This window comes from Nocardiopsis sp. NRRL B-16309 (assembly GCF_001279585.1).
Taxonomy (GTDB): Bacteria; Actinomycetota; Actinomycetes; order Streptosporangiales; family Streptosporangiaceae; genus Nocardiopsis.
On sequence record NZ_LGEC01000073.1, the window covers coordinates 24,534 to 51,291 of the forward strand.

Below are 26,758 nucleotides of genomic sequence, written 5' to 3' on the forward strand. Positions count from 1 at the left end.
TCGAACCCCACCACCGACACCGGCATCTGACCAAGAGCCCTCCAGAGCGTCCAGCTCATTCCCGTGCGAGTCCGGAAAGCACCAGTCCTTTGCACCCCCTGCACCCGAGCGATCCCACCCGTATCGGCCCCTACCGCCTCACCCACCGCCTTGGCGCGGGCGGTATGGGTCGTGTCTACCTCGCCAGGACCCCCTCCGGCCGCGCGCTCGTCATCAAGGTCGTCCTTCCCGAACTCGCGCGGGAGGACGGCTTCCGCGCCCGCTTCGCCCGCGAGGCCGACGCCGCGCGCAGGGTCGGCGGCTTCCACACCGCCCAGGTCGTGGACTCCGCCCCCGACGCCGACCTGCCCTGGATCGCCACCGCCCACATCCCCGGTCCGACCCTGGGCCAGGCCGTCCGGGAGCACGGCCCCATGACCCCGCCCGCCCTCCACGGCCTGGCCACCGGGCTCGCCGAGGGCCTGGAAGCCATCCACGCCTGCGGCCTGGTGCACCGCGACCTCAAACCCGCCAACATCATCCTCGCCGACGACGGGCCCCGCATCATCGACTTCGGTATCGCCCGCCCGCTGGACGCCGACAGCATGACCACCCAGGGAGCGGTGTTCGGCACCCTGCCGTACATGTCCCCCGAACAGACCGACGGCTCCCGCGTCGGCCCGGCTTCGGACGTGTTCTCCCTGGGGACGGTGCTCGCCTACGCCGCCACCGGCACCAACCCCTTCTCCGGGGCCACCATGGCCGAGACACTGCGACGCCTGATCAGCCCGCCGCCCGACCCCGGAGAGTTCGACCCGGACATCCGGACACTGATCGGCCAATGCTGGGACCACGACCCCGACCGGCGGCCCACTCCCAGCCAGATCCTCAACCGTTTCGAGGAACTCGGCCCCGGTTCCCGGCCCTCGCGCCGCATCCTGGGACCGGGACCGGACACGGCCCCGCCCGTGGCACCGGACCCCTCCGTTGCGGAAGAAGCGCCTGTGCTTCCCACCGGAGACCCCCGTTTCGGGACCGGGACCGGCGCGGGCGGTGCCTTGACGTCCACCAGTGGCCGAACACGGCCCTCTGCCACCGACACCGCGGTCTCCACGGCTCCTGCCACGGTGACGGCGGGTTCCGGTGCGGGGAGACCGAGGAAGAACATGTGGCGGTACATCAGCGCGGCGATCGCGGTCGCGGTTCTGGTCGCCCTCGTGGTAGGGGAGTACCTCCCGACAGCGGACGTCACCTTCGCGGGCCACGAGGGGTCGGTGGACGCGGTGGCGTTCGGGGCTGACGGCGACACGTTGGCCACGGCTGGCTCTGACGGTACCGTGCGCTTGTGGGACGCGGGCACCGGTGACCAGGTCGCCACCCTCACCGGCGACAGCGACGACGTGCATTCGGTGGCGTTCAGCCCCGACGGCACCACCCTCGCCTCCGGTGGCGGCGACACCGTGCGCCTGTGGGACGCCGGCACCGGCGACCAGGTCGCCGCCCTCACCGGACACGAGGGGTCGGTGTACGCGGTCGCGTTCAGCCCCGACGGCCGCTTCGTCGCCAGCGCCGACGGCGACACCGTGCGTCTGTCGGATGTCGGCACCGGTGAGCAGGTCGCCGCCCTCACCGGCCACAGCTACAGCGTGCGTTCGGTGGCGTTCAGCCCCGACGGCACCACCCTGGCCACCGGAAGCAATGACGGCACCGTGCGCCTGTGGGAGGCCGGCACCGGCGAGCCGGTCGCCACCCTCACCGCACACCAGGTCACGGTGGCGGCGGTGGCGTTCAGCCCTGACGGCACCACCCTCGCCTCCGGTGGGTTCGACAACACCGTACGGTTGTGGGACGTCGGCACCGGCGAGCAGATCACCACCCTCGCGGAGTACCGCGAGAGTGTGCTTTCGGTGGCGTTCGGCCCCGACGGCACCACCCTGGCCACCGGCGGCAACGACGGTGTCGTGCGCCTGGTGGACGTCGACACCGGTCATCAGATCGCCACCCTCACCGATCACGACGATTCGGTGACATCGGTGGCCTTCAGCCCCGACGGCAACAGTCTCGTCGCGGGCAACGATGACGGGACACCGAGGCTCTGGACCATCGGCTGACGTCCGTACGCACGTCCCACGTCCCGCAGGCTCGACGGCCGGGAGAGCGCTGACGGGGTCGGTGTCCTCCTCGCGCGGGCCGGACGCCGTCGTCGCGACGCGGCGGCGCCACAATCCAGGGATCGGCCGACCCGCGCTCGTAGGATGCGGGAGGGGACGGCCGAGCGCCGTGGATGGAGAGTTCCAGGAACGCGGCTCCCTCGGCATCGGACCCCGGAGGGTCCGGCAGCAGGAACCGCCAACCGAGGAAGGCCTCATGACCACCCGACCGCGCGCCGTCGCCTTCGATGTGCTCGAAACCCTGGTGGACCTGGAACCGCTCCGGACGCGGTTGGAGGAGGTCGGCCAGCCCGCCGGGCTGTTGGAGCCGTGGTTCATGCGGTTCCAACGCGACTCGATGGCGCTGACCCTCGCCGGGGACTTCGCCTCGTTCGACCCGGTGGCACGGCAGGCGTTGCTCACGGACACCGGCCACACCGCCACCGAGGCCGACATCGACCACGTCTTGGAGGGGTTCGGTCGGCTGCCCGCCCATCCGGATGCCGAACCGGCGCTGCGCCGGCTCTCCGAAGCCGGGCTGACGGTCGGCTGCCTGACCGTCGGCAGCGCAGCGAACACGGCGCACTTTCTGGAACGGGCGGGGCTGGCGCGCCATGTGGACCACGTGGTCACCGCCGTCCAGGCCGGTATCTGGAAGCCCGCACCGTCCATCTACCGTGTGGCGGCCAGCGAACTCGGGACGCCGCCCGGCGGCATGGCGATGGTCGCGGTACACGCCTGGGACTGCCATGGGGCCAAGCGGGCCGGCTGTCTCACCGGTTGGTGCTCGCGGCTGGAGGGCCGCTACGGTGACGTCTTCACCGCACCTGACGTGAGCGGTTCCGATCTCGTCGAGGTGGCCGAACGCCTGCTGCGCCTCCCCTCCGGCTGATCCCCGCCCGCACCAGGGCGTACTTCGCCGACGGGCGGTCGGGGCGTATGCCTCCGTCGAGACCGGGACCGGGTCGCTCCCGCAGCACCGACCCCGGAGGAGAGTGGATTCATGCCCCCGAACGACGACTCACCGGCCAGGGGCCGCCGGGTGCCCGGTCCGAGCCGGGCGGAGCTGGAGGCGGCCCGGGACAAGGTGGTTCCCGACGTCGTGGTGGAGGGCCTGGACGTGCTCTTCTGCGGGATCAACCCCGGTCTGGCGTCCGGGGCGGCCGGGCACCACTTCGCCAATCCGGGCACGCGCTTCTGGCCCGCCCTGCACGGATCCGGATTCACGCCCCGCCGCCTGCGGCCGGACGAGGAGGACGAACTCCTCGCGCTGGGCCTGGGCATCACCAACGTCGTCGACCGGACGACGGCGCAGGCGAACGAGCTCAGCCGGGCGGAGGCCGTGGAGGGCGGGCGGAGGCTGCGGCGCAAGGTCGAGCTGTGGCGTCCCCGGTGGCTGGCCGTCCTGGGCGTCACCGCGTTCCGGGACGCCTTCGGCGACCGCGGCGCGAAGGTGGGGCCGCAGGACATCGGGATGGGGGAGACGCGGGTGTGGCTCCTGCCCAACCCCAGTGGCAGGAACGCGCACTGGCAGCTGGGCCCGCTTACCGAGGAGTTCGCGCGACTGCGGCGGGCCGCGGGCCTGCCGGACCGGCGCGGGAGTCGCTGACCGCCGGTCCGCGTGCGGCCCGCCGTGGCCGCGTCCACCCGTGCGGCTCGTCGCTCATCCGAAGGGCATCGGGCGCAACGGGTCCCAGGGCCCCGGCTCCCTGGCGGCGACGGCTTCGGCGTGGCGGGTGATCCGCTCGCTCAGCATGCGCGGATCGGTGGGGGCGTCGTCCTGACCCGTGACCTCGCTTCGGGCCCGTCCCGCGATGGAGACCTGGCGGCGGAAGTGGCGGATCGCGTGCACGTCGAAGGCGAAGCCGAAGTCGGGTTCCGCGCAGGACTGGTCCGCGTGCCAGAAGAGGCCCGCGCCGCCCAGGTCGAGCGCCCACTGCCGCAGTGCTCCGCGGTCGCCGCTGATGGTCACGAAGTCACCGAAGACCCTGAGTTCGGGTCCCCTGGGCGGCTCCGTCCACGTGTGCTCGACTCCGTGGCCGCTCGTCCACACCCTCCGCTGCCAGGCGAGGCGGGCGGCGAGTGCGTCCGGGTAGCTGTGGGTGTTCCACGTGAGGGTGCCCTCGGAGGGGCGCCGGGAGGGCCTCTGCCGACGGAGACGGCGTGCCGCCGAGGTGTCGACGGTGGCCAGCGGTGCCGGAACGAAGGCCAGGCGCGGGCTCGGCAGCCCGTCGTAGGGGTTGGGCACCAGGTGCGGGGAGTCGATGAGCAGCACGGTGTCCGGACGCCGCTGGAAGGCCAGCCCCCACAGCAACCGACCCAGCACCCGGGTGCCCGCGACGTCCGAGGTGATCATGGTGCACTCGTCGATCCGGACCCCGAACCGCCACGGGTCGGAGGGGCGCAGGCTGACCACGGTGTACCTGCGGTCGCCGTGCCTGACCGTGCGCCGATGGAGCCGCAGCCGCTCATCGCGTGACGCCGCCGTTGCGGCCGCCCAGGGGTCCCTCGCTTCTGTCATCGCGGCCCATGGTGGCCGCGGAGCCGGGCTCGCGTCCACCGGGTTTCCACGAATTCAGGGGTGGCGGCCCGCGAGCACGCAGAACTCGTTGCCCTCCGGGTCGGAGAGCGTCACCCAGCTCACGTCGCCGGTCTGCCCGACGTCGGCGTGCCGGGCACCCAGGTCCAGCAGGCGGCGGACCTCCTCGTCCCGCTCCCTGTCGGTCGGGTTGACGTCGATGTGGAGCCGGTTCTTGACGGTCTTGCCCTCGGGCACGCGCGCGAACGTCAGGGACGGCGGCACCGGACCGGGGCGGCTTCTACCCTCGGGGACCTCGGGCGAGCCGATGGTGACCAGCCCGTCGTCCTCGTCGACGTCCTGTACCTCGTAGCCCAGGACCGAGCACCAGAACCGGGCGAGACCGGCGGGGTCGGCGCAGTCGATCGCGAGTTCGGTGAACTTGCTGGCCATGTCAAAGCCTCCCGAGCACGTGGGGCGTTCGCGGCTGGACACGGTAGCGGTCCCGTGCCGAGAGCCCAGCGGACTTTTCGTCAAACGCCCCGCACACACCGTGGTGGTGTGGCATCCTGCTTCGTGATCGCGGCGCATGCGAACTCCTGTTCGCCTGCGCGGTCGTGACGCGCAAAAAATCGAGGCCGCCCTGTGCTACCAACACGTGGACGGCCTCTGACCACCGATTCCTGCACAACCAGGAAGGCGGCTCGGAGTGAAGTGTAACTTCTCCAGCCCCGAAGTACAGGCGACTCCGCCTATCCGACCCGGCCCGAACCCCGATCCGGTCCCGGCCGCGACCACCGGTCCCCGCAAGCGCCCCCTGCGCTCGATGCGCGCCGACGGGTTCCACCCCTCGATCTGGATCGACGACGCGCTGCGGGCCGGGCTGATGCCCTCCCAGCGCGCCTACCTGGTCGCGAGGATCATCTCCGGTGCCGTCGACGTCGACGGCCGCTGGTGCTACCTGTTCGTGGACACGGTCAGCGAACGCACGGGCGGGCTCGCCAGCGCCTCCACCGTCAAGCGCGGCCTCGCCGACCTCGTGCGGGCGGGGCTGGTGCGCAAGCTCGCGCCGGAGGAGGCGCGCCGGTTCTTCGCCGAGGTCCTCGCGGCCCGGCGCCGGTACGGCGACCGCCTTCCCGCCGTGCTGGAGCTGATGGTCCCGGCTCGGGCCTACCCTGCGCTGGTGCTGGAGCAGATCAATCGGCAGCGCGCGGTACTGGGGGAGGAGCCGCTGACCGTTCGGTCGCGTCCCGGCCCGGCGACTTCCGCGGCAGGTCAGATCGACACCGGCGGCGTCTCAGATCGATCCGCAGACCCCTCTCCCATTCCACCCCTCTACGACGAGGCCGCCCGGTCCGTCCGTGGGAGCGACACCACAGGACGCGCGAAGGCGCGCGAGACGGCGGAGGCGCACGCGCTGGAGGCGGTCGCCGACATCCCCGACCGGGCCCTGCGCGACCCGGGCGCGGACCGCGCCGCCCTGGCCCGGGCCGTCGAGCGCCTGGCCCAGGCCGGTCTGGACGCCTCCGCGCTGTCCGCTCTGCTGTCCGGGGCGGACACCTTGATCAGACCCTTTCCCGCCCTCATCCGGCGTCTGGCGGATCCGCGTTCGGCCCGGGAATTCCTGGACGGCCGCCTCGGAGCGGGTGTGCACCGGCCGAGAGGACCGCTGTCGATCCCGTTGCCGCGCGTGCCGTACGAAGGCGGCGGCGACGTGTTCGACCATCCGCCCGCGTTCGAGGTCGACGCGTCGGGAACCGCGCCACGCACCTGCCCTGAGCATCCTGGGGTGCGCAACGTTCCCGGTGGGCGGTGCCGGGCCTGCCAGGGGTCGTGCCGGAGCGTGCCCGGCGAACTCCTCCATCCCGAGCGGCCGACAGCTCGGCCCGCACGGCCATCGGAGCCCGAACCGTTCGACGGTTCAGCGCCCGTCTCGGGCGCCACCACGGACACGGGCGGCGCCACCGGGCCCGGCGTCGGCACCACTCCGGGCATCGTCGCTCAGGTTGGTACGGACACGGCCCCCGGCGCGGGTACCAGCGCGGACGCCCAGGCCATGCAGGTCGATCCCGTGCTGGTCGGTCGGCTGCGCGCCTCACTCGCCGAGGCGGCAGCGGCCCGTGGCCCGGAGCCGCCGGAGGATGGCCCGGGCGATGCCCACAGCCCCGGGGCGCGGGCGGCGATCGACGGTGTGCGCGGACTCCTGCGCAGGCGGCGGGAGGAGTACGGCAGGGCTGGTCAGGCGAGGGCGTCGAGGTAGACCCAGGACCCGTCCTCGCGGACGAACCGGCTGTCCTCCCGCAGTTCGCCCTCGCGCCCGTTCTCCCGGTACACGGCCCGGAACGACACCGTGCCCTCGTTGTGGAACGGCGTCCCCTCGCCCGTGCCCAGGATCTCCAGGCGCACCCACTCGGTACGCGGGTCCAGGTCGAGCGAGGCGGGCCGGGTTCCGGCCGCCCAGGTGCGCATCAGGTAGTCGGAGTCACCGACCGCGAAGGCACTGTAGCGGGAGCGCATCAGCGCCTCGGCGGTGGGCGCCGCGGACCCGCCCCGGTGCAGCGGGCCGCAGCACCGGCCGTAGGCGCGCGGCGAACCGCAGGGGCAGGGGTCGGTGTCGAGCGGCGCGGTGGTGCGTCGGCGGGATCGGGCCATGGGTCCATTGTGGCCTCTGACCGGCGGTGGCCGTGCCCCCGCGCGAGCCCCTGGCTCCTTGCGGCCGGGGGCCACGCAGACCCGCGTTCGTACCGGTGCGCCCGCCGCGCCCGCACACACGCTCGTGCCCGCCCTCATGCCGCTGACCGGAGCCGTCAGGCGACCGTCTCGGGCGTCCGGTCGGCGGCGGAGCGCTGCTCGGGCGGGGTCAGGCGGCCCGTGCGGTGCAGCCACCAGTCGGCGACCAGGGTGCCCATCGGGGGTACGGAGGCGGCCAGCGCCAGCAGGGTCGGCCACACGCCCCAGCGCAGCCGGAACGCCGCGAACAGGGTCACCAGCACGTAGGCGACGAACGCCCCGCCGTGGATGGGTCCGAAGACGTGCACGCCGAGCTCGTTGCCGTTGACCAGGTACTTGAAGCCCATACCGACCAGAAGCCCTCCCCAGGTCAGGGCCTCGAAGGCGGCCACCGCGCGGAAGGCCGTCGCTGTCAGGGTGGAGATGCTCACGCTGTTCCTCGAACTCGTGGGTGCCGGACACGACCGGCCCCGGCGCGCCGTCGGCGGCCGGGACCGGTTCCAGGTTAGGACAGGGTTTCGACCACGACCTCAGTGGCCTGCGCGATGAGGGCGTCGTCGTACTCGGCGTCCTCCTGGTCGCGGCTGGACATGACCACGACAACGATCGGGTCGTCCTCGGGCGGCCACGCCACGGCGATGGCGTTGCGGGTGCCGTAGCCGCCCGCGCCGGTCCTGTCGCCGACCTCCCAGCCGTCGGGGACGCCGGCGCGGATCAGGTCGTCCCCGGTGGTGTTGCCCCGCATCATCTCGGTGAGGATCTCTCTGTCGACCTCGGGCAGGACGTCGCCCAGGGTGAAGGCCTCCAGGGTGGTGGCCATCGCGCGCGGAGTGCTGGTGTCGCGCTCGTCACCCGGGACGGCCTCGTTCAGGCCGGGTTCGATCCGGTCGACGCTGGTGACGTCGTCGCCGATCTCCTCCAGCGCCGCGTCCAGTGCGTCGGGACCGCCGAGCTCCTCCAGCAGCAGGTTGGTCGCGGCGTTGTCGCTGTAGCGCAGCGCGGCGTCGCCCAGCTCCAACAGGGACATGTCGCCGCCGACGTTGTCCTCGGTGACCGGGTTCCAGTTGACCAGGTCGTCCTCGGTGATGGTGACGTCCTTCTCCAACTCCTCGGGCGTGGCCCGTTCGAGCAGGGCCCCGAACAGCGCGACCTTGATGGTCGAGGCGAAGGCGAACCGCTCCTCGGCGCGGTACCCGACGGCCTCGCCGCTGCCGGTGTCGAGCGCGTAGACGCCGAGTCTGGCGTCGAAGTCCTCCTCCAGCCGCGCGAAGTCGGCGTCCGCGGCGGCGGCCGACGCCGACGGTGTCGGCGATGCCGAGGGGGCGGGCGCCTCCGCCGCTCCGGGCGTCGCACAGGCGGTCAGCGGCGCCAGGGCCACGGTGGCCAGCGCCGCCAGGGCCTGGTGTCGGGTGATGGGTACACGCATGGTGGGACTCCCCGTCCGGATTCGATCGGTGACGCTCAGCAGTCTCGCGCTCCCCGCTCATGCTGTCCAAGACGCGAATGAGCACTCCCATGCGTTTTCGGCATAGTGTGTGGTGCATGGACCTCGTCGGGGCCTGCCGGGCCTTCGTCTACGTGAGCGATCGCGGCAGCTTCACCCTCGGAGCCGCCGCCGCGCGCATTCCGCAGCCCGTGGCGAGCCGACGGGTGGCCGCCCTGGAGAAGCACCTAGGTGCCCGCCTGTTCGACCGCACCTCGCGCCGGGCGACCCTCACGCGCTTCGGCCGCGACATGCTGCCCTCCGCCCGCCGCCTGGTCGACCTGGCCGAGTCGATGGAGCACGACGCGCACCGGGCCCGCCAGGCGCCCTTCGGCCTGGCCGTCCCCGACGTGTGCCCCACCCGCGAACTCGCGCTGCTGGCCGCGGAGGGCCGCCGCCAGGGCCTGCGCCTGGACCCGCGACCGGGCCCGCCCGGCGAGCGGGTCCACCTGCTGCGCTCGCGCGAGGTCCGCGCCGCCGTCATCGCCGTGCCCTCGGGCGAGGCCGCCTGGTCGGTGCCCCTGGGGGTGGCCGCGGCGGTCGAGCCCGCGGTGGCCGTCGCCTACGTCGAGACCCTGCGGGTGGGCCGCACCGACCCGCCTGCGGGGGCCCGCCGGGTGTGGATCCAGCCCGAGGACGACGTCCCCCACATCCGCGACCCGCTCACCCGCGTCCGCGACGCGGTCGGCCTGCGGCCCGGACAGGTCGCGGTCGCCGCCTCCCTCGCCTCCGCCACCGCCGAGGTGCTGGCGTCGGCCGACCTCCTGCTGTGCTCGCGCGGCCAGGCGGAGGAACTGGGCCTGCACTGGCGCCCCCTCGGCGAGATCCGTCTCGCACGCGGCTACGACGTGTCCGCCGACGAGGCCGGAGACGCCGAGCCCCTGCGCGGTGCCCTGTACGAGCCGCTCGGGCACTGCCTGGGCACCCCGGAGGCCACGGAGGAGGTCCGATGAACGGCCAGGCGCTGCTCAGGGAGTTGCGCGAGGAACTCGACGCCGGCGGGCTGGACGGATCGTTCCTGGTCCGGGACCTGCGCACGGGGGAGGAACTCGGTATCGAACCCGACCTGGAGCTACCGTCGGCCTCCCTGGTGAAGATCCCGCTCGCCCTGGCCGTCCTGGAACGCGTGCACCGGAGGGAACTCGACGGCGCCACCCAGGTCCTCGTCCAGCCCGGGAGGGTCACCACGCCGGGCCCCATCGGAGTGACGCGGTTCCGGCACCCGGCCCGGATCTCGATCGACGACCTCCTCTACCTGAGCACGTGCCTGAGCGACAGCGCGGCGGCCGACGCACTGTTCGAACTCACGCCGCCCGCCGAGGTCGCGGCCGTGCTGCGCGCGCTCGGGCTGCGCGGCGTCACCGTCCGGCACACCATGGGCGAGCTCACCAGCACTCCCGCGGACCGCCTCTCGCCCGCCGAGGTCGACCTCGCCCACGTCCTGGCCATCGGCGCGGGCACCCCCGGGCGGGGGCACCGTATCCCGCAGCTGGACATCACCCGGGCCAGCTCCGGGACGGCGCGCGCCTTCGTCGACCTGCTCCAGGCGGTGTGGACCCCGTCCGGGATCACCCCCGAGGTCGCCGCGCGGGTGCGCGAGCTCATGGCCGGGAACGTGCTGCGGCACCGGCTGGCGCCCGACTTCAGCTCCGACGCGTCCCAGTGGTCGTCCAAGACCGGGACCCTGCTCCACCTGCGCCACGAGGTGGGCGTGGTCGAGCACGCCGACGGGCAGGTGTTCGCGGTCGCCGCCATGACGGCCTCGCGCGTGCCCGCCTACAGCCAGCCGGGCGCCGAGGCGCTCATGGCCCGGGTCGCCCGCGCCCTGCGCGACCACCTGCGCGCCGCCCGGGTCTGATCACCGGGCCGCGTCTGCCCGAACCCACCACCTGTGCGTCGCCCGGGTCTGATCACCGGGCCACATCTGTGCGAACCGGCCACCTGCGCGCCGCCTGGGCGTGGCCCCGGGCCGCTTCTGCGCGAACCGACCTCCCCCGACCTGCCCTCACCCCTACGGGGCGCCGGGCCGCGGCACCGGTTCGTTCACGACCGGACCGGGGCCAGGGTCGGGCGCACGCCCGCGGTCACCCCGGGCGACCACAGCACGGACACCGGCCGGGGATCGGTGACGGATACCCCCGCGGCGTCCAGCAGGTCGCCCCGGTAGTCCAGCAGCCGGGCCCGGTGCAGCGGCCACGGCTCGTGGGTCACGCGGATCCACCGGGTCGCGCCCAGGTGGGAGGTGTGCAGGCCCCAGCGCGCGGTGAGGAAGTGCTCCAGCGGCGAGGGCTCCGCGACGGGCCCGTCCACCGCCACCCGCCAGTGGCCCCCGGTGCCGCGCCCGGGGACGCGGCGCCGCACGGCGCCCGCGCGCACCCCGTTGCGCGCGGTGCGCAGGGACACGTCCGACCACATGTACGGCAGCCCCGTAAGAAGTCGGGCCGCCACGACGCTGTGCGCCGCGTCGGCGTCCATGGACAGGAACACCACGCCCTGGCGGCCCCGCTCGTCCACCGAGTACACCCGCACGTTGACCTCGTGGAAGCCGCCGAGCGGTACCGTCCCGGCGGCCGTGGTGAAGGGCACCCGGAAGGCCACCAGGCCCACGTGCGCGTCGCCGTCCAGGACGTCGGGGCGCGTGTGGGCGGGCAGGAGCGGTGCGACCCGCTCCGGGGCGATCCGCCAGTGCACGAAGACGGCGTCGTGCCAGCCCTGCGTCAGCGGCGGCGGCCCGGGCAGCGGCGGGGGAGCGGGGGTCGTGGTCGCGTGCGTCCCCTCGTGCGCCATCCGGTGTCCGCCCTCCGCCTCGCGCGGCCGTGCCGGCCCCTGCGAACGGAACGATTCCACACCGTCCGCCGCCGCGTGGGGCCGGGGCTCCGGGCGTGTGACCCATGACTCCGCGCGCCGGTCGGGAACGCCTTGAAGGTAAAACGTTTCAAGCTGGTCACCTGGCGATGTGCTCCCTAGCCAGGTGAGGAGATATTGACAGGTCGGGACGCACGGCGATAACTTCTGCGAAGTTGGAATGAAACGATTCAATCGGCCTGCCCGACCACCGGCCCACCCCAGCGGCACGCCGACCACCACCCGAACGGAGACCCACCGTGGCCCCCTCCACAGACAGCCGCGCGGACGTCCTGGACGTCCTCAGACGCCAGCACATCGAGCTGCCCTCCTGGGCGTTCGGGAACTCCGGCACCCGCTTCAAGGTGTTCGCCCAGCCGGGCGTGCCCCGCGACCCCTGGGAGAAGATCGCCGACTCCGCCGAGGTCCACCGCCTCACCGGCGTGGCCCCCACCGTCGCCCTGCACATCCCCTGGGACCGGGTCGACGACTACTCCGCGCTCGCCGCCCACGCGCGCGACCTCGGCATCGGCATCGGCACCATCAACTCCAACGTCTTCCAGGACGACGACTACAAGCTCGGCAGCGTCACCAACCCCGACCCCAGGGTCCGCCGCAAGGCCACCGACCACCTGCTCGACTGCGTCGACGTCATGGACGCCACCGGCTCCCGCGACCTCAAGCTGTGGTTCTCCGACGGCACCAACTACCCCGGCCAGGACGACCTGCGCGCCCGCCAGGACCGCCTCGCCGAGGCCCTGTCCGAGGTCTACGGCCGCCTCGGCCCCGACCAGCGCATCCTGCTGGAGTACAAGCTCTTCGAGCCGGCCTTCTACGCCACCGACGTCCCCGACTGGGGCACCGCCTTCGCGCACTGCCTCGAACTCGGCGAGAAGGCCGTGGTCTGCGTCGACACCGGCCACCACGCCGCGCACACCAACATCGAGTTCATCGTCGCCTTCCTGCTGCGCGCGGGCCGCCTGGGCGCCTTCGACTTCAACTCCCGCTTCTACGCCGACGACGACCTCATGGTCGGCGCCGCCGACCCCTTCCAGCTCTTCCGCATCATGTACGAGGTCGCCCGCGGCGGCGGCCTGGCCGCCGACACCGAGGTGGCCTTCATGCTCGACCAGTGCCACAACATCGAGCCGAAGATCGCCGGGCAGATCCGCTCGGTCATGAACGTGCAGGAGGCCACCGCCAAGGCCCTGCTCGTGGACGCCGACGCGCTGGCCGCCGCCCAGGCCGAGGGCGACGTCCTGGCCGCCAACGCCGTGATGATGGACGCCTTCAACACCGACGTGCGCCCCCTGCTCGCCGGACTGCGCGAGGACCTGGGCCTGGCCGCCGACCCCATGGCCGCCCACGCCGCCTCCGGCTACATGGAACGCGTCATCGACGAGCGCAAGGGCGGCACCCAGGCCGGGTGGGGCGCGTGAGCCCGTCCCGCCCCCACCGCACAGCCGAGACCGACCAGGAGACCACCATGGCCGACTCCGTCATCGACGACCTCATCAAGCGCAGCAACACCCTGGGTTCCGACCCGCGCAACACCAACTTCGCCGGGGGCAACACCTCCGCCGCCGGCACCCGGACCGACCCCGTCACCGGGCAGCCCGTCGAACTGCTGTGGGTCAAGGGCTCCGGCGGCGACCTGGGCACCCTCACCGAGGACGGCCTGGCCGTGCTCCGCCTGGACCGGCTCCACGCGCTCGTGGACGTCTACCCCGGCGAGGAGCGCGAGGACGAGATGGTCGCCGCCTTCGACCACTGCCTCTTCGGCAAGGGCGGCGCGGCACCCTCCATCGACACCGCCATGCACGGGCTCGTGCGGGCCGCCCACGTGGACCACCTGCACCCCGACTCCGGGATCGCCCTGGCCACCGCGGCCGACGGCGAGGAACTGACCCGCGCGTGCTTCGGCGACCGCGTCGTCTGGGTGCCCTGGCGCCGTCCCGGCTTCCAGCTCGGACTGGACATCGCCAGGATCGCCGAGGAGAACCCGCAGGCCATCGGCGCCGTCCTGGGCGGCCACGGCATCACCGCCTGGGCCGACACCAGCGAGCAGTGCCAGGCCAACTCCCTGGAGATCATCCGCACGGCCGAGGCCTTCCTCGCCGAGCGCGGCCGCCCCGAGCCCTTCGGCCCCGCCCTGGAGGGCTACGGCGCCCTGCCCGAGGCCCGGCGCCGCGAGCGCGCCGCCGCCCTGGCCCCGGTCATCCGCGGGCTGGCCTCCACCGACCACCCGCAGGTCGGCCGCTTCACCGACAGCGACGTCGTCCTGGACTTCCTCGCCGCCGCCGAGCACCCGCGCCTGGCCGCACTCGGCACCTCCTGCCCGGACCACTTCCTGCGCACCAAGGTCCGCCCGATGGTCCTGGACCTGCCCGCGGACGCGCCGCTGGAGGACGCCGTCGCCCGGCTGCGCGAACTCCACGAGGAGTACCGCGCCGAGTACCGCGCCTACTACGAGCGCCACGCCACCCCCGACAGCCCCGCCATGCGCGGCGCCGACCCGGCGATCGTGCTGGTGCCCGGGGTGGGCATGTTCTCCTTCGGCAAGGACGCCAAGACCGCGCGCGTGGCCGGCGAGTTCTACGTCAACGCCATCAACGTCATGCGCGGCGCCGAGGCGGTCTCCACCTACCGGCCCATCGAGGAGTCGGAGAAGTTCCGCATCGAGTACTGGGCCCTGGAGGAGGCCAAGCTCGCCCGGATGCCCAAGCCGAAGCCGCTGGCCACCCGCGTCGCCCTGGTGACCGGCGCCGCGAGCGGCATCGGCAAGGCCATCGCCACCCGCCTGGCCGCCGAGGGCGCCTGCGTGGTCGTCGCCGACCTGGACGCCGGCAAGGCCGCCGACGCCGCCGCCGAACTCGGCTCGAACGACGTCGCCGTGGGCGTGGCCTGCGACGTCAGCGACGCCTCCGCCGTCGCCGCCGCCTTCGAGGAGGCCGCCCTGGCCTTCGGCGGGGTGGACCTGGTCGTCAACAACGCGGGCCTGTCCATCTCCAAACCCCTGCTGGAGACCACCGAGCGAGACTGGGACCTGCAGCACGACGTCATGGCCAAGGGGTCCTTCCTCGTCTCCCGCGAGGCCGCCCGGCTGATGACCGCCCAGGGCCTGGGCGGCGACATCGTCTACATCGCCTCCAAGAACGCGGTGTTCGCCGGACCCAACAACATCGCCTACTCCTCGGTCAAGGCCGACCAGGCCCACCAGGTGCGCCTGCTGGCCGCCGAGCTCGGCTCCGAGGGCATCCGCGTCAACGGCGTCAACCCCGACGGGGTCGTGCGCGGCTCCGGGATCTTCGCGGGCGGCTGGGGCGCGCAGCGGGCCAAGGTCTACGGGGTCCCGGAGGAGGAGCTGGGCGCGTTCTACGCCAAGCGCACCATCCTGGGCCGCGAGGTCCTGCCCGAGCACGTCGCCAACGCCGTGTTCGCGCTGACCGCCGGGGAGCTCTCGCACACCACCGGTCTGCACATCCCCGTCGACGCCGGCGTCGCCGCCGCCTTCCTGCGATGAGCGGCGCGCACTCCCTCCACGCCGCGGTCGACCTCGGCGCCTCCAGCGGCCGGGTCATCACCGGCCGCCTGGAGGAGGGGCGCCTGCACACCGAGGAGGTCGCCCGCTTCCCCAACGGGCCCGTCGCGGTCCCCCGCCGGGGGCGCGAGACCCTGCACTGGGACATCCTGTCCCTGTACCGGGGCGTCCTGGAGGGGCTGCGCGCGGCCGCCGGGCCCCACGGGGGACTGGCCTCGGTGGGCATCGACTCCTGGGCGGTCGACTACGGCCTGCTGGACGGCGACGCCGCACTGCTCGGCAACCCGGTGCACTACCGCGACGCGCGGACGGCCGGTGCGCCGGAGCGGGTGTTCGAGCACCTGCCCGCCGACCGGATGTACGCGGTCAACGGGCTCCAGGTCCAACCGTTCAACACGCTCTTCCAGTTGGCCGCCGCGGCCGGTGACGCGCAGCTGGCGCCCGCCCGCGACCTGATGCTCATCCCCGACCTGCTGGGCTACTGGCTGACGGGGGAGCGGGTCGCCGAGCTGACCAACGCCTCCACCACCGGGATGGTCGACGTGCGCACGCGGACGTGGGCCGACGCGTGCCTGGACGTGCTCGAAGGACCGTTCGGGACGCCGGTCCGCGGCCTGCTGTCGCGCCTGGTCGAGCCGGGCACGGTCGTGGGCCCGCTGCGCGGGGAGTCTGTGGGAGCCGCCGCGGGGGCGCCGCTGGTCGCGGTGGGCTCGCACGACACCGCCTCGGCGGTGGTCGCGGTCCCGGCCGCCACCCCGAACTTCGCCTACGTCTCGTGCGGGACGTGGTCCCTGGTCGGGGTGGAGCTGGACGCGCCGGTGCGCACCGAGCGGAGCCGGGCCGCCAACTTCACCAACGAACTCGGCGTGGACGGCACCGTGCGCTACCTGCGCAACGTCATGGGGCTGTGGGTGCTGCAGGAGTCGCTGCGCACCTGGCGTGAGCGGGGGCGGGAGGTCGACCTGGCGGACCTGCTGCGCCGGGCCGCCGACGTGCCCGCCCTGTCGTGCGTGGTGGACGTGGACGACCCGCGGCTCCTGCCGCCGGGCGACATGCCCGGGCGGATCGCGGAGCTGGCGGCCGAGACCGGGCAGCGACCGCCGTCCGACGACGCCGAGCTGGCCCGGTGCGTCATCGACTCCCTGGCCCTGGCCTATCGCCGGGCGGTGCGCCAGGCCGCCGAGCTCAGCGGCCGGGACGTCGACGTCGTGCACGTGGTCGGCGGGGGCGCGCACAACACGCTGCTGTGCCGGCTGACCGCCGACGCCACCGGCCTGCCCGTCGTGGCGGGACCCACGGAGGGCGCGGCGATCGGCAACCTGCTGGTGCAGGCCCGCGCCGTCGGCGCGGTGGAGGGCGACCTCGCGGCGCTGCGCCGGATCGTGGCCGCCTCGACCGGGACCCGCCGGTACGAGCCCTCCGGCGACACCCGGCCGTGGGAAGCGGCTCACCAGCGCCTCTGGTCCTGAGGCGCGGCCGCGGGGCCCCGCCGGACGCGTCCGGCGGGGCCCCGCGGCGTGGTCCGATCGGTGGACCGGGGGTGCCCGGGCGCGGACGGTGGGGCGGGTGCCGGAACGGGCACCCTGACCCCGACGGGAGCCGCGATCCCCTGGCGGGCACGCCGACACGGGCCCCGGGGCGTTGCACGGCCTGCCCCGCCGACCGATGATGGGGGCCGGAGGCGACCATGACCGAACACACCACGTGCGTGATCGCGGGCGGCGGCCCGGCCGGAATGGTGCTGGGGCTGCTCCTGGCGCGCGGCGGCGTCGACGTGACCGTGCTGGAGAAGCACGGCGACTTCCTCCGGGACTTTCGCGGTGACACCGTGCACCCCAGCACCATCCAGCTCATGGACGAACTCGGGCTCGGTGAACGCTTCGCGGCGCTGCCGCACAGCCGGGTGGACGAGGTCGCACTGCCGGACGTCCACGGGAACAGGGTGGTGTTCGCCGACTTCACGCGGCTCCGGGTCCCGTTCCCCTACATCGCGATGGTGCCGCAGTGGGATCTGCTCAACCTGCTCGCCGAGGCGGGCGAGCGGGAACCGCACTTCACCCTGAGGATGAACACCGAGGTCACCGGACTCACCCGGCAGGGCGGCGTGGTGACCGGCGTCCGCTACCGGGACCGCGACGGCGGGGGAGGGGAGGGCGAGCTGCGCGCCGACCTGACCGTGGGGGCCGACGGGCGCGAGTCGACGGTGCGCGCCGCGTCCGGGCTCAGGGTCCACGAGACGGCGGTGCCCTTCGACGCCTGGTGGCTGCGGCTGCCCCGCAGGCCCGGGGACGGGATGGAGGCGCTCCAGGCCAACATCGTGCCGGGCCAGATGTGCGTGGTCATCCCGCGCGAGGGCTACTACCAGATCGCCTACCTCCTCCCCAAGGGGAGCGACGCCGAACGGCGCGCGGAAGGGATCGGACGGTTCCGCGAACGGCTGGCGGAGTGCCTGCCCGCGCTGGCCGACCGGGTCGACACCCTCGCCTCGATGGACGACGTCAAGTTCCTCGACGTCCGGCTCGACCGGCTGACCCGGTGGCACCTGCCCGGCCTGCTGTGCATCGGGGACGCCGCACACGCCATGTCGCCGGCGGGCGGCGTCGGCATCAACCTGGCCGTGCAGGACGCGGTCGCCTCGGCCGGAATCCTCGCAGAGCCGTTGCGCGAGGGCCACCTGAGCGTCCGCGACCTGGCGCGGGTGCACCGGCGCCGCCTGCCGGCCACCGTCCTGGTGCAGGGACTCCAACGACTCATGCACCGGAACGTCATCGCACCCGTGCTGGAGCGCGAACGCACCGGTCCACCCGAAGCGATGACCGGACTGGCCGCACGGTTCCCCCGGGCGAGGACCGTACCCGCCTACGTGATCGGTGTCGGCCTGCGCCCCGAGCGCACCCCCGCCTTCGCCAGGCGCCCCTGACCGCGTCCCCGGTGGGTTCTCGGACGACCGGGGGCGCCGGGGGAGCGGATTCCGAACCACGTGCAACCCAGGGGTTGCTTCAGTGCGACGCATGTGCAACCCTGTAGTTGCACGTATCGGCATGGTGGAGGAGAGTGTGATGAGCGAGGATCGGATCGAGCGCGACACCCTGATCGCGGCACCGCTGGAGCGGGTCTGGTCGCTGGTCGCCCAGCCCGGGTTCTGGGTCGCCGATCCCGAAGCGGCGGCCGGAACCGTGGCCAGGGAGGGTGAGAAGATCGTGGCCCACAGCTCCGAGTACGGCGACTTCCCCGTCCGCGTGGAGAAGGTGGAGCCGCCCGGCTATCTGGCCTACCGCTGGGCCAGCGCCTTCCCGGGCGAGGAGTTGCGCGAGGACAACAGCACGCTCGTGGAGTTCACGCTGACCACCGAGGGCGACCGGACACGGCTGCGCGTCGTCGAGAGCGGGTTCGCGTCGCTGGCCGGTTCCGAGGAGCTGCGCGACCAGGCCGTGAAGGACAACACCGGCGGCTGGGCCGAGGTGCTGGAGGCCTTCAGAAAGCGCGCCGAACAGCCCGCCCGGTGACCGGCGCGGGACACGGCGCCGGCGAGGCCGACGCCGTCCTGGCCGCCCTGGCCGACCCGACGCGGCGCCGACTGCTCGACCTGCTCGCCGCCCTCGGCGGGGCGAGTGCGACCGCGCTGGCCGAACGGCTGCCCGTCTCCCGTCAGGCGGTGGTCAAGCACCTGTCCGTGCTGGACGACGCCGGCCTGGTCATCGGACGGCGGGTCGGACGCGAGGTGCGGTACACGGTGCGGTCCGCCGCGCTGGACGCGACCGCCCGGTGGATGTCCGCGCTCGCGGCCGACTGGGACCGGCGCCTGGCGGCCGTCAAACGCGTCGCCGAGGCGGCCGAGGCTTCCGAGGCCGCCCAGCGTCAGGGTCCGACGACGCGGCCCTGAGGTCCGGTCGGAGGTGCGCCGAGGCGCAGGGCCGGTGGTGACGCCGCCGGCCCAGGTCACGGCGTCGACGAGACCCGGCGCCGGGTCACCGGAGGCCGAGCCGCTCCTGGAGGGCGGCACGCGAGGTGAACACGTGCCCCTGCAGGCCCAGCGCCATGGCGGCGTCCACGTTGCGCCGCCGGTCGTCGACGAACAGCACCTTCTCGGGCGCCACTCCCAGCCCGTCCAGGCACCACTGGTAGGCGGCGGCCTCGGGCTTGGCGAGGTTGAGCCGACAGGACAGGCCCAGGACCTCGAACAGGTCCAGCACGCGTGCGTGGTGCCGCTCGAAGTAGTCGGCGTTCTCGAACGGGATGTTGGACAGCAGCCCCAGTCTGACGCCGTCGGCGGCCAGGGATCCGACGAAGGAGACCATGTCCTCGTCCACGAGCGACCAGCTCCGCACGTCGAGTTCCACCAACTCCGCGGCCGTGGAGTCGTCGAACGCGGTGCCCAGCCGCTCGCCGACCGCCCGCCAGAAGCCGGGGCCGTCCAGATCGCCGCGGTCGTAGGCCTGGCGCGGGTGCCAGTAGGCGGACCAGAAGTCCTCGGCCCGAGCGCCCGCCGCCCGGACCAGGGCCGAACGGCCCTCCTCGGACTGGTCCCTGGCGATGACGCCGAACATGTCGAAGAGCACTGCTTCCACGAGGGTCCTCCCGGTGGGGTCGGTCGGGCGGCGGGGCCGCCCGCGGCGGGTCCGAGGGGAAGGCTACCGGTCCGCCTTCCGGGACCCCGGCCGCTCCGGACCAGGGCCGAAGGGCCCTGTCTGCGAGGACAACGGCCCCGGGACCAGGGCGGAAGGTCGTCGTGACATGGGTCACAGATTGATGTGTGGTGGTGGGGCAGGGGCGCACGCCTCGCGGCCGGGGGCCGACTCCGTCCGGGGCGGCGGGCGTGCGCTCGCCCCTCATCGACGCCGCCGTCGGTGGGGCCGACCGAGGAGACCGCGATGAACCAGCAGCCGCCGTACCGGGCGGGGACGCCGCCCCCGGGATTCCCGCCCCAGGGCTACTACCAGCCGGTCGTTCCGGCGGAGACCTCCGGTCTGGCCACCGTCTCCCTCGTGGCCGGCATCGCCTCGGTCACCCCGCTCGGACTCCTGGTGTTCCCGCCGATCGTCGGAGTGGTGACCGGGATCCTGGCCTTCGTGCGCATCCGAGGCGCCGCGGGCCATCTGAAGGGCACCACCATGGCCCTGTGGGGCACCGTCCTGTCGGTGTTCTCCCTGCTCGTGCTGCTGGTGGCGGGCGTCCTCCTGGTCTCCGCGGCCGGGAACCAGGACACCGGCGCACCGGCGGGAACCGTCGGGGAAGCCCCGGACGCGGCGGAGGAGGAGCCCGCGGAGCCGGCTCCGGAGCCCGAGGGGGAGACCGTGGCCATGGGCGAGGCGGGAACCACCGGGGACTGGGAGGTCACCGTGGTGAGCATCGGGACCCAGACGTCCTACACCGACGAGTTCGACTACACCGAGTACCCCCAGGGCGAGTTCAAGGTGATCGCGATGGAGGTGTCCAACGAGGGGAACGAGGCCACGACCTTCGACGCGAGCGACGCGGTGACCCTGTACGACGCCGACGGCAACGCCCACTCGGTCGACTTCGACCTGCTCGGCGACTTCGTCTACACCGACATCAACCCGGGGAACTCCCTGAGCGGTGAGGCCGTCGTGGACGTGCCCGAGGGCACCGAGGTCTCCGAGGTGGAGATCGTCGACCCCTGGGACTTCGCCGATCCCCTGACCGTCACGGTGGACTGACCTACCACCGCCACACGGTCCGCTCCGGGCCCGGTCCTTCGCCGGCCGGGCCCGGAGGCGCGCGCACCCGCGCGGATCAGGCGCGGCGGTAGCGCGTCAGGACGACCTGGGAGTCGAAGACGCGCGACTCGACCAGGCTCAGCCCGCGGCGCTCACCGTGGGGGAAGGCCGGCTTGCCGCCGCCCAGCACCACCGGGTGCACGAACACGTGGTAGTCGTCGATGAGCCCGTCCTCGGTCAGGGACGCGGCCAGGTCCGCGCCGCCGAACATCACCATGCTCGTCCCGGACTCCTTGAGCGCGCGCAGCCGCGCGGCCACGTCCTCCCCGATGACCTCGGTGTTCCAGTCGGCCTTCTCCAGGGTGCGGGACACCACGTACTTGGGCTTGTCCCGCCACAGCGGCGCGAAGGCGAGGTCGTGCTCGTCGCTGGAGAACTCCTCGGCGCGCGGCCAGAAGCCCGACATCATGTCCCACACCGCGCGGCCGTAGAGGAAGGCGTCCGTCTCCTCGCCCAGCGCGCGCGAGTACGCCGACAGTTCGGGGCCCATCACCGGCCAGTCGAACTCGCCACGGGGCCCCTCGATGTAGCCGTCGAGGGACTGGGCGACGAAGTGGGTGATGGTGCTCATGGAACGATCCGTTCTGGTGGGGGCCCGGTGGCCCCGGGCTGGTGTCGCCAACCTAGGATCACCCGACGACATTCTGTCGCGCGCATGCGTTGGGGCGGAGGGACGGCGCCACGGCTCGCGGACCCTGGGTCGTGCGGTGTGCGGCATTGCGGGCTCGCGGCCGCCGGGCCGCCTCGCCGCGCCTCCGCGCTCGTGCGGCACCACCAGGCCGAACGTCGCACATCGTCGTGCGAGGGACTGACGACCGTCCGCTCACCCGAAGGCCTGCAAGAACCACGTCCTAGACCTTGCGGGCCAGGCCGCAGTACTGCGGCAGGTCCCGGATCCCCCCGACCTCGGTCGGCCGCGGACGCCAGCGCAGCACGGAGACGACCCCGGGGTCGACCAGCTCGTACCCGTCGAAGAAGCGCGTGAAGTCCTCGACCGTGCGCATGTGGTACGCCTGGGCGACCCCCTCCTGCCAGCGCGCCATGGCCTCCAGGGCGCGTGCGTCGGTGGTCTGGTCCAGGTGGGCGAGGACGCCGTCGCACACGGCCAGGAAGCTGCCCGGAGCCAGGGCGTGCATGTAGGTGCGGACGATGCCGAGCGCGTACTCGATGTCCTCGAAGTGCCCCATGGTGCCGAGCAGGGTCAGGCCGACCGGCTGGGAGAGGTCGAGGGTCTCGGCCGCGGCTTCGAGCACCGTCGCGGTGTCGCGCAGGTCCGATCCCACGAACGTGGTCCGGCCCGCCTCGGTGCCCCGCAGCAGGGCGCGTGCGTGCGCCAGGACCAGGGGGTCGTTGTCGACGTAGACCACGCGCGAATCCGGGGCGCAGGCCTGGGCCACCTCGTGGGTGTTGTCGGCGGTGGGGAGCCCGGTGCCGATGTCGAGGAACTGGCGGATGCCCTCCTCCTCGGCCATGTGCGTGACCGCGCGGCGCAGGAAGAGGCGGTCGCCGAGGGCGACCTCGACCACCTGGGGGAGCAGTTCCCTGACCTGGTCGCCGACCGCGCGGTCGACGGGGTAGTTGTCCTTGCCGCCGAGCCAGTAGTTCCACACCCGTGCCGTGTGGGCGACGGTGGTGTCGATGGGGGTGTCCGTCATGGGGACCTCTCGTCAGGGGCGGGGTGCGCCGCGGTACTCGCAGTCTTGTGCGTGCGCCGCGCCCGCGCAACTCCGTATCGCCTGCCCTGTAAGGCTTCCCGCGCGCGGGGCCGACACGGTGCACGCCCCCGGGAGCGATGCCCGGGGGCGTTCTCGCCCGGGTGGACCAGCGGGTTCGGTCGGTGGCGGACGGACCGAGGAGGACTCCGCCCGCGACCCGGCCGGGATCGCCGAGTCCTCGACGAGTCCGAGCGCCCTTCACCCCCTGGTCCCCGGCGGAGGGAATACTGGGCCCATGGACGACCGGACCCCGCGCTCCCTGCTGCCCCTGACCACCAGCGTCCAGGAGGGCGAGCGCGCCGCGCGGGTCGCCCTGCTGCCCGTCGGCAGCCTCGAACAGCACGGCCCCCACCTGCCGCTGGTCACCGACACCGTCATCGCGTGCACGGTGGCCGCCGCGCTCGCCGACGCCCACCCCGTGCGCCTCCTGCCGCCCCTGACCCTGTCCTGCTCGCACGAGCACGCCGCCTGGCCCGGCACCGTCAGCATCTCCGCGCGCACCCTGCACGCGGTGGTCACCGACGCCGCCGACTCCCTGCGCCGGTCCGGCACGCCGCGGCTGGTCCTGGTCAACGGCCACGGCGGCAACCACGTCCTCGCCAACGTGGTGCAGGAGTCCGGCGGAGCCATGGCGCTCTTCCCCCAGGCGCACGAATGGGAGGCCGCCCGCACCGCCGCCGGAATGGCCACCGACAACGACACCGACATGCACGCGGGCGAACTGGAGACCTCCGTCCTGCTGCACGCCCATCCGGACATGGTCGGCCCCGGAGCCGCCCGCGCCGACCACGTCACTGGGCCGCGCGACCACATGCCCACCCTGGGCCTGGCGCCCTACACACCGACCGGCGTGGTCGGCCGCCCCTCACTGGCCACGGCCGACAAGGGCGGGCGGCTGCTCGCCGCCCTGGTCGACGCCTTCGCCGGGCACCTCGCGGCCCTGGAGCGCACGGACCGCCAGGACTAGCGCCCCCGGCAGGGCGGCCACCAGTGCGAGCAGCCCGTAGACCACCGACACCGTCACGCCCTGTTCGGCGCCCAGCCCGGCTGCGGCGAAGGCCAGCCCCGCGACTGCCTCGCGCGGCCCCCAGCCGCCGACGTTGACCGGCAGGCTCATCGCCAGCAGCGCCAGGACCAGCAGCGGCACCAGCTGCGGCCACGGGGCGCCCACGCCCGACAGGCGCGCCGCCGCCAGGAACAGCACGACGTATCCGGCCAGCGCTCCCGCGGACAGCGCCAGCACCTGCGTGCGACGCGACCACAGCCCGGTCCGGGCGTCGGCCACCGCGGCGCGCAGGGCCCGCCACCACCGCGGACGGCGGCGCCGCCCCACGGCCAGGCCGAGGGCCGCGCCCGCGGCCAGCACCGCCACCACACCCACCGACACCCCCACCGCGCGCAGGCCCGGCCCCAGCAGGGCGGCCGGGAGCGCGAAGAGCAGCGCGGCCGCGGTCAGGGCCAGCACGGCCTGCCCGGCCAGGCGCTCCAGCACCACCGCGCGCACGCTGCGCGGCAGGTCGCCGGCGTAGCGGCCGTGGCACAGCGCCCGGTGCACGTCCCCGACCACCCCGGCGGGCAGCACCGCGTTGAGGAAGACGGCCCGGTAGTAGTCGGCGACCGCGCGCCCCAGCGGCAGCCGCAGGCCCACGGCCAGGGCCACCACCCGCCAGCGCGCGGCGCTGAGCACGGTGGTGACCGCGCCCACGCCCAGGGCCAGTCCCACCGCGCCCGCGTCCACCAGGACGAACGCGTCGGTGAACACCTCCGGCGGGTACCACCACACCACCCCCGCCAGGACGAGCGCCCCGGCCAGGCCCCGTAACCACGCGCGGGCCCTCATCGGTCGTCCCCGGCCGGATCGGCCCACAGGTCGGTGTGGTGGACGATGGCGAACAGGGCGCCGCGCGAGCACTCCTCCAGCCGCCGCTCCAGGTAGGCGTCCGCGGGCAGGTCCGGGTCCTGCTCCAGGGCGGCGCCCACCCAGCCGCGCAGCCACGCCGCCAACAGCGCGCCGTCCTCGCCGCCCAGCCGCCACGGACTGGGGAACGTGCGGGTGGCGACGCCGCGCTCGGCGAAGGACGCGCGCGCCGCCCCGACGGCGTCCGGGCCCATCAGGCCCCCGCGCCGCTGGTGGGCGTCGAACGCGCGGGCCACCGCCCCGTCGAGCGGATCGGCGGGCGAGAGCTCCACCCGGCCCGCCACCGTCAGGGAGAACAGCGCCGGGCAGCCGGCGTCGGCCACGGCCCCGACCAGGGTGTCGACCGCCGGACGGGTCAGCACGTCCAGCAGCGCTGAGGCCACCACGAGCGTGCACCCGGACAGGTCGGCCGAGCGCAGCGCCGCCAGGTCGTGCCGCCGCGCCTCGGTGGTGGCGCCGGGCACGGAGCGCTCGGCCACCGAGAGCAGCCGGGGGTCGCGGTCGAACAGCACCCAGTGCTGGGGGGAGGGGAGGCGGGGGGAGAGCCAGCGCCCCAGCGAACCCGTGCCGCAGCCCAGGTCGGCGACCACCCGGCCGCGGTCGCCGATCAGCCCGACCGGCTCGCGGGAGCGTGCCCGGGCGTCGGCGTCCTCGCGCAGGGCCAGCCACTCCGGAGCGAACGGGGGCACGTCGGTCATCGGGACACCTCCCCGTCGAGGACGGCGGCCATCGCCCGCGCCGCCTCCTTCCATCCTGCCAAGTTCAGCCGCCGAAGGCGCGCCGAGTCGCGTAAACGTTCGCGCAGGGAGGCGTCGGTCAGCCACCGGCGCAGGGCGTCGCCGAGCGCGGTGGGGTCCTCCGGCGCGACGAGCAGTCCGGGGCGGCGGCCGTAGGGGTCGCGGCCCAGCGCCTCGGGCACGCCGCCCACCGACGTCGCCACCACCGGGACCGCCCGGGCCAGCGCCTCGGTCACGACCATCCCGTAGGTCTCCGCCCTGGAGGGCAGGACGACGAGGTCGGCGGCGTCGTAGGCCGCCTGCAGGGCCAGGCCCGTCCGTGCCCCCGTGAAGCGCACCGGCAGCGACCCGGCGCGCGCCCGCAGCGCCGCCACCCGTCCCGGGTCGCCGAAGGGCCCCACGCACGTGCACGTCCAGGCCGGTCCGCGGACCAGCGCCAGCGCGTCCAGCAGCACGTCGTGCCCCTTGCGCGGGGTCAGCGAGGCCACGCACAGCAGGTGCGAGGCCCCGTCCGTGCCCGGGGAGGCCGGCGCCGGATCCACGCCCGGGGGCACGGGGCGCACCCGGGCCACCCCGTGGCGGGCGGCCAGGTCCGCGGCGGTCGCCGTGCTGGTGGCCACGACCTCCGCGGCGGCGCGCAGCACCCGGCCCTCGCGCTCGGCCAGGTCGCGGGCGGCGCCGGGGGACAGGCCGGTCTCGTCGGCCAGCGGCAGGTGCACCAGGACGACCGTGCGCAGCCGTCCGGTGTGCGGCACGACCACCTCGGGCACCCCGCAGGCGACCAGGCCGTCCAGCAGCACGGTCGACCCGTCGGGCAGCCCGGCGAGCACGCCGTCCAGCCGCGCGCGTGCGGTGGCGTCCGGCCGCGGCCATCCGCCGGGCACGGCCACGGTCCGCAGGGGGTGCCCGGCCGCCTCCAGCGATCGGGCCAGCCGCTCGTCATAGACGTGGCCGCCGCTGGGGGCGTCGCCGGCGGGGACGACGAAGACGGTACTCACAGCTCACGGTCGTGGCTCGCCCAGGCCACGTGCGACTCGCTCAGAGTCACGGTCAGTCCGCTCAGACCGCGCGCCCGCGCGTCGACGCGCTCGACGAGCCGGTCGCCGATCACCTGGGCCAGGTACTCGGTGGAGGTGTTGACCCCCGCGAAGGCGGGTTCCTCGTCCAGGTTGCGGTAGTTGAGCTCGGCGACCACCGCGGCCAGCTCGCGCGTGGCCAGCCCGATGTCGATGACGATGTTGTCCTGGTCGAGTTCGGGGCGGCGGAACGTCGCGTCGACGACGAACGTCGCGCCGTGCAGTCGCTGGGCGGGACCGAAGACGGTGCCGCGGAAGCTGTGGGCGACCATCAGGTGGTCGCGGACGGTGACGGTGAACACGGGAGTGCGACTCCTTCGGTGGGGGCG

Annotated in this window: 27 protein-coding genes; 14 read left to right on the forward strand and 13 right to left on the reverse strand. The window is 73.9% G+C overall.

Annotated features, from left to right (window positions below):
- Positions 1–89 precede the first annotated feature (89 nt).
- The 3 genes from ADL05_RS14435 (at position 90) to mug (ending at position 3,738) form a co-directional block, all read left to right on the forward strand.
- A complete protein-coding gene (locus ADL05_RS14435) occupies positions 90–2,090 on the forward strand; it encodes a WD40 repeat domain-containing serine/threonine protein kinase (RefSeq protein ID WP_053617477.1) in 2,001 nt (666 codons plus the stop codon).
- A gap of 256 nt (positions 2,091–2,346) precedes the next feature.
- Positions 2,347–3,021, forward strand: coding sequence for a haloacid dehalogenase type II (locus ADL05_RS14440; protein ID WP_053617478.1), 675 nt, complete (start codon positions 2,347–2,349; stop codon positions 3,019–3,021).
- Positions 3,022–3,132: 111 nt separating this feature from the next.
- Positions 3,133–3,738 (forward strand): G/U mismatch-specific DNA glycosylase, encoded by a 606-nt coding sequence (gene mug, locus ADL05_RS14445; RefSeq protein WP_197285801.1) that lies wholly within the window; start codon positions 3,133–3,135, stop codon positions 3,736–3,738.
- Between the two features lie 54 nt (positions 3,739–3,792).
- On the opposite strand, the gene ADL05_RS14450 is transcribed toward mug, so the two are convergent.
- Together ADL05_RS14450 and ADL05_RS14455 are read right to left on the reverse strand one after the other, a co-directional pair.
- Positions 3,793–4,650 carry a hypothetical protein gene (locus tag ADL05_RS14450; RefSeq protein WP_156365847.1) on the reverse strand — a complete coding sequence of 286 codons (858 nt, stop codon included), beginning with the start codon at positions 4,648–4,650 and terminating at the stop codon, positions 3,793–3,795.
- 54 nt (positions 4,651–4,704) lie between these two features.
- Positions 4,705–5,100 carry a VOC family protein gene (locus ADL05_RS14455; protein ID WP_053617480.1) on the reverse strand — a complete coding sequence of 132 codons (396 nt, stop codon included), beginning with the start codon at positions 5,098–5,100 and terminating at the stop codon, positions 4,705–4,707.
- A 373-nt stretch (positions 5,101–5,473) separates the two neighbouring features.
- On the opposite strand from ADL05_RS14455, the gene ADL05_RS14460 reads away from it, so the two are divergent.
- Positions 5,474–6,907, forward strand: coding sequence for a hypothetical protein (locus tag ADL05_RS14460; protein WP_053617481.1), 1,434 nt, complete (start codon positions 5,474–5,476; stop codon positions 6,905–6,907).
- Here the strand turns inward: ADL05_RS14460 and ADL05_RS14465 are convergent.
- From ADL05_RS14465 to bla, 3 genes are all read right to left on the reverse strand, one after another.
- Positions 6,886–7,299 (reverse strand): YchJ family protein, encoded by a 414-nt coding sequence (locus tag ADL05_RS14465; protein WP_053617482.1) that lies wholly within the window; start codon positions 7,297–7,299, stop codon positions 6,886–6,888. The genes ADL05_RS14460 and ADL05_RS14465 overlap by 22 nt on opposite strands.
- Positions 7,300–7,454: 155 nt before the next feature.
- Positions 7,455–7,808 (reverse strand): DUF3817 domain-containing protein, encoded by a 354-nt coding sequence (locus ADL05_RS14470; protein ID WP_053617483.1) that lies wholly within the window; start codon positions 7,806–7,808, stop codon positions 7,455–7,457.
- A gap of 74 nt (positions 7,809–7,882) precedes the next feature.
- Positions 7,883–8,803, reverse strand: coding sequence for a class A beta-lactamase (gene bla / locus ADL05_RS14475; RefSeq protein ID WP_053617484.1), 921 nt, complete (start codon positions 8,801–8,803; stop codon positions 7,883–7,885).
- A 116-nt stretch (positions 8,804–8,919) separates the two neighbouring features.
- Between bla and ADL05_RS14480 the strand changes: the two genes are divergently transcribed.
- The gene (locus ADL05_RS14480) at positions 8,920–9,813 is read left to right on the forward strand and encodes a LysR family transcriptional regulator (protein WP_053617485.1); all 894 of its coding nucleotides are present in this window, start codon (positions 8,920–8,922) and stop codon (positions 9,811–9,813) included.
- The gene (locus ADL05_RS14485; RefSeq protein WP_053617486.1) at positions 9,810–10,718 is read left to right on the forward strand and encodes a serine hydrolase; all 909 of its coding nucleotides are present in this window, start codon (positions 9,810–9,812) and stop codon (positions 10,716–10,718) included. Before ADL05_RS14480 ends, ADL05_RS14485 begins: the two co-directional genes overlap by 4 nt.
- Before the next feature lie 185 nt (positions 10,719–10,903).
- On the opposite strand, the gene ADL05_RS14490 is transcribed toward ADL05_RS14485, so the two are convergent.
- Positions 10,904–11,647: a DUF2071 domain-containing protein gene (locus tag ADL05_RS14490; RefSeq protein ID WP_053617487.1), complete on the reverse strand. Its 744-nt coding sequence runs from the start codon at positions 11,645–11,647 to the stop codon at positions 10,904–10,906.
- A 317-nt stretch (positions 11,648–11,964) separates the two neighbouring features.
- Here ADL05_RS14490 and rhaI point away from each other — a divergent pair, with 317 nt between their 5' ends.
- The 6 genes from rhaI (at position 11,965) to ADL05_RS14520 (ending at position 19,128) form a co-directional block, all read left to right on the forward strand.
- Entirely contained in the window at positions 11,965–13,143 is a 1,179-nt protein-coding gene (rhaI, locus tag ADL05_RS14495) for an L-rhamnose isomerase (RefSeq protein ID WP_053617488.1), read from the forward strand.
- Positions 13,131–15,227: a bifunctional aldolase/short-chain dehydrogenase gene (locus ADL05_RS14500; RefSeq protein ID WP_197285802.1), complete on the forward strand. Its 2,097-nt coding sequence runs from the start codon at positions 13,131–13,133 to the stop codon at positions 15,225–15,227. The genes rhaI and ADL05_RS14500 overlap by 13 nt, the downstream gene beginning before the upstream one ends.
- Positions 15,224–16,714, forward strand: a complete 1,491-nt coding sequence (locus ADL05_RS14505) for a rhamnulokinase family protein (RefSeq protein WP_053617489.1) — start codon at positions 15,224–15,226, stop codon at positions 16,712–16,714. The genes ADL05_RS14500 and ADL05_RS14505 overlap by 4 nt, the downstream gene beginning before the upstream one ends.
- A 218-nt stretch (positions 16,715–16,932) precedes the next feature.
- A complete protein-coding gene (locus ADL05_RS14510; protein ID WP_053617490.1) occupies positions 16,933–18,165 on the forward strand; it encodes an FAD-dependent oxidoreductase in 1,233 nt (410 codons plus the stop codon).
- 139 nt (positions 18,166–18,304) lie between these two features.
- Positions 18,305–18,751, forward strand: coding sequence for an SRPBCC domain-containing protein (locus tag ADL05_RS14515; RefSeq protein WP_053617491.1), 447 nt, complete (start codon positions 18,305–18,307; stop codon positions 18,749–18,751).
- Positions 18,748–19,128 (forward strand): helix-turn-helix transcriptional regulator, encoded by a 381-nt coding sequence (locus tag ADL05_RS14520; protein ID WP_053617492.1) that lies wholly within the window; start codon positions 18,748–18,750, stop codon positions 19,126–19,128. Before ADL05_RS14515 ends, ADL05_RS14520 begins: the two co-directional genes overlap by 4 nt.
- An 85-nt stretch (positions 19,129–19,213) precedes the next feature.
- Here ADL05_RS14520 and ADL05_RS14525 read toward each other — a convergent pair whose 3' ends face one another.
- Positions 19,214–19,813 (reverse strand): HAD family phosphatase, encoded by a 600-nt coding sequence (locus tag ADL05_RS14525; RefSeq protein WP_053617493.1) that lies wholly within the window; start codon positions 19,811–19,813, stop codon positions 19,214–19,216.
- Positions 19,814–20,116: 303 nt separating this feature from the next.
- Between ADL05_RS14525 and ADL05_RS14530 the strand changes: the two genes are divergently transcribed.
- Positions 20,117–20,923 (forward strand): DUF4190 domain-containing protein, encoded by an 807-nt coding sequence (locus ADL05_RS14530; protein WP_053617494.1) that lies wholly within the window; start codon positions 20,117–20,119, stop codon positions 20,921–20,923.
- Positions 20,924–20,999: 76 nt separating this feature from the next.
- Here ADL05_RS14530 and ADL05_RS14535 read toward each other — a convergent pair whose 3' ends face one another.
- Positions 21,000–21,554, reverse strand: a complete 555-nt coding sequence (locus tag ADL05_RS14535) for a dihydrofolate reductase family protein (protein ID WP_053617495.1) — start codon at positions 21,552–21,554, stop codon at positions 21,000–21,002.
- A 280-nt stretch (positions 21,555–21,834) separates the two neighbouring features.
- Positions 21,835–22,638 (reverse strand): SAM-dependent methyltransferase, encoded by an 804-nt coding sequence (locus ADL05_RS14540; RefSeq protein WP_053617496.1) that lies wholly within the window; start codon positions 22,636–22,638, stop codon positions 21,835–21,837.
- Positions 22,639–22,933: 295 nt separating this feature from the next.
- Between ADL05_RS14540 and ADL05_RS14545 the strand changes: the two genes are divergently transcribed.
- On the forward strand, positions 22,934–23,665 hold the full coding sequence (locus ADL05_RS14545) for a creatininase family protein (RefSeq protein WP_053617497.1): 732 nt from the start codon (positions 22,934–22,936) through the stop codon (positions 23,663–23,665).
- Here the strand turns inward: ADL05_RS14545 and ADL05_RS14550 are convergent.
- Genes ADL05_RS14550 through ADL05_RS14565 form a run of 4 tightly spaced genes read right to left on the reverse strand, consistent with a single transcriptional unit; the run spans position 23,564 to position 26,731 of the window.
- A complete protein-coding gene (locus ADL05_RS14550; RefSeq protein ID WP_053617498.1) occupies positions 23,564–24,538 on the reverse strand; it encodes a lysylphosphatidylglycerol synthase domain-containing protein in 975 nt (324 codons plus the stop codon). The two genes, ADL05_RS14545 and ADL05_RS14550, sit on opposite strands and share 102 nt — an antisense overlap.
- Positions 24,535–25,314 carry a class I SAM-dependent methyltransferase gene (locus ADL05_RS14555; protein ID WP_053617499.1) on the reverse strand — a complete coding sequence of 260 codons (780 nt, stop codon included), beginning with the start codon at positions 25,312–25,314 and terminating at the stop codon, positions 24,535–24,537. Before ADL05_RS14555 ends, ADL05_RS14550 begins: the two co-directional genes overlap by 4 nt.
- The gene (locus tag ADL05_RS14560; RefSeq protein WP_053617500.1) at positions 25,311–26,351 is read right to left on the reverse strand and encodes a glycosyltransferase family 4 protein; all 1,041 of its coding nucleotides are present in this window, start codon (positions 26,349–26,351) and stop codon (positions 25,311–25,313) included. The genes ADL05_RS14555 and ADL05_RS14560 overlap by 4 nt, the downstream gene beginning before the upstream one ends.
- Positions 26,348–26,731, reverse strand: a complete 384-nt coding sequence (locus tag ADL05_RS14565) for a 6-carboxytetrahydropterin synthase (RefSeq protein WP_053617501.1) — start codon at positions 26,729–26,731, stop codon at positions 26,348–26,350. The genes ADL05_RS14560 and ADL05_RS14565 overlap by 4 nt, the downstream gene beginning before the upstream one ends.
- Positions 26,732–26,758: the final 27 nt, after the last annotated feature.

Coding starts and splice junctions, on each gene's coding strand:
- ADL05_RS14440 (WP_053617478.1), top strand. CDS start 2,347: ATGACCACCCGACCGCGCGCCGTCGCCTTCGATGTGCTCGAAACCCTG.
- mug (WP_197285801.1), top strand. CDS start 3,133: ATGCCCCCGAACGACGACTCACCGGCCAGGGGCCGCCGGGTGCCCGGT.
- ADL05_RS14450 (WP_156365847.1), bottom strand. CDS start 4,650: ATGACAGAAGCGAGGGACCCCTGGGCGGCCGCAACGGCGGCGTCACGC.
- ADL05_RS14455 (WP_053617480.1), bottom strand. CDS start 5,100: ATGGCCAGCAAGTTCACCGAACTCGCGATCGACTGCGCCGACCCCGCC.
- ADL05_RS14460 (WP_053617481.1), top strand. CDS start 5,474: ATGCGCGCCGACGGGTTCCACCCCTCGATCTGGATCGACGACGCGCTG.
- ADL05_RS14465 (WP_053617482.1), bottom strand. CDS start 7,299: ATGGCCCGATCCCGCCGACGCACCACCGCGCCGCTCGACACCGACCCC.
- bla (WP_053617484.1), bottom strand. CDS start 8,803: ATGCGTGTACCCATCACCCGACACCAGGCCCTGGCGGCGCTGGCCACC.
- ADL05_RS14480 (WP_053617485.1), top strand. CDS start 8,920: ATGGACCTCGTCGGGGCCTGCCGGGCCTTCGTCTACGTGAGCGATCGC.
- ADL05_RS14485 (WP_053617486.1), top strand. CDS start 9,810: ATGAACGGCCAGGCGCTGCTCAGGGAGTTGCGCGAGGAACTCGACGCC.
- ADL05_RS14490 (WP_053617487.1), bottom strand. CDS start 11,647: ATGGCGCACGAGGGGACGCACGCGACCACGACCCCCGCTCCCCCGCCG.
- ADL05_RS14505 (WP_053617489.1), top strand. CDS start 15,224: ATGAGCGGCGCGCACTCCCTCCACGCCGCGGTCGACCTCGGCGCCTCC.
- ADL05_RS14510 (WP_053617490.1), top strand. CDS start 16,933: ATGACCGAACACACCACGTGCGTGATCGCGGGCGGCGGCCCGGCCGGA.
- ADL05_RS14515 (WP_053617491.1), top strand. CDS start 18,305: ATGAGCGAGGATCGGATCGAGCGCGACACCCTGATCGCGGCACCGCTG.
- ADL05_RS14530 (WP_053617494.1), top strand. CDS start 20,117: ATGAACCAGCAGCCGCCGTACCGGGCGGGGACGCCGCCCCCGGGATTC.
- ADL05_RS14535 (WP_053617495.1), bottom strand. CDS start 21,554: ATGAGCACCATCACCCACTTCGTCGCCCAGTCCCTCGACGGCTACATC.
- ADL05_RS14540 (WP_053617496.1), bottom strand. CDS start 22,638: ATGACGGACACCCCCATCGACACCACCGTCGCCCACACGGCACGGGTG.
- ADL05_RS14545 (WP_053617497.1), top strand. CDS start 22,934: ATGGACGACCGGACCCCGCGCTCCCTGCTGCCCCTGACCACCAGCGTC.
- ADL05_RS14550 (WP_053617498.1), bottom strand. CDS start 24,538: ATGAGGGCCCGCGCGTGGTTACGGGGCCTGGCCGGGGCGCTCGTCCTG.
- ADL05_RS14555 (WP_053617499.1), bottom strand. CDS start 25,314: ATGACCGACGTGCCCCCGTTCGCTCCGGAGTGGCTGGCCCTGCGCGAG.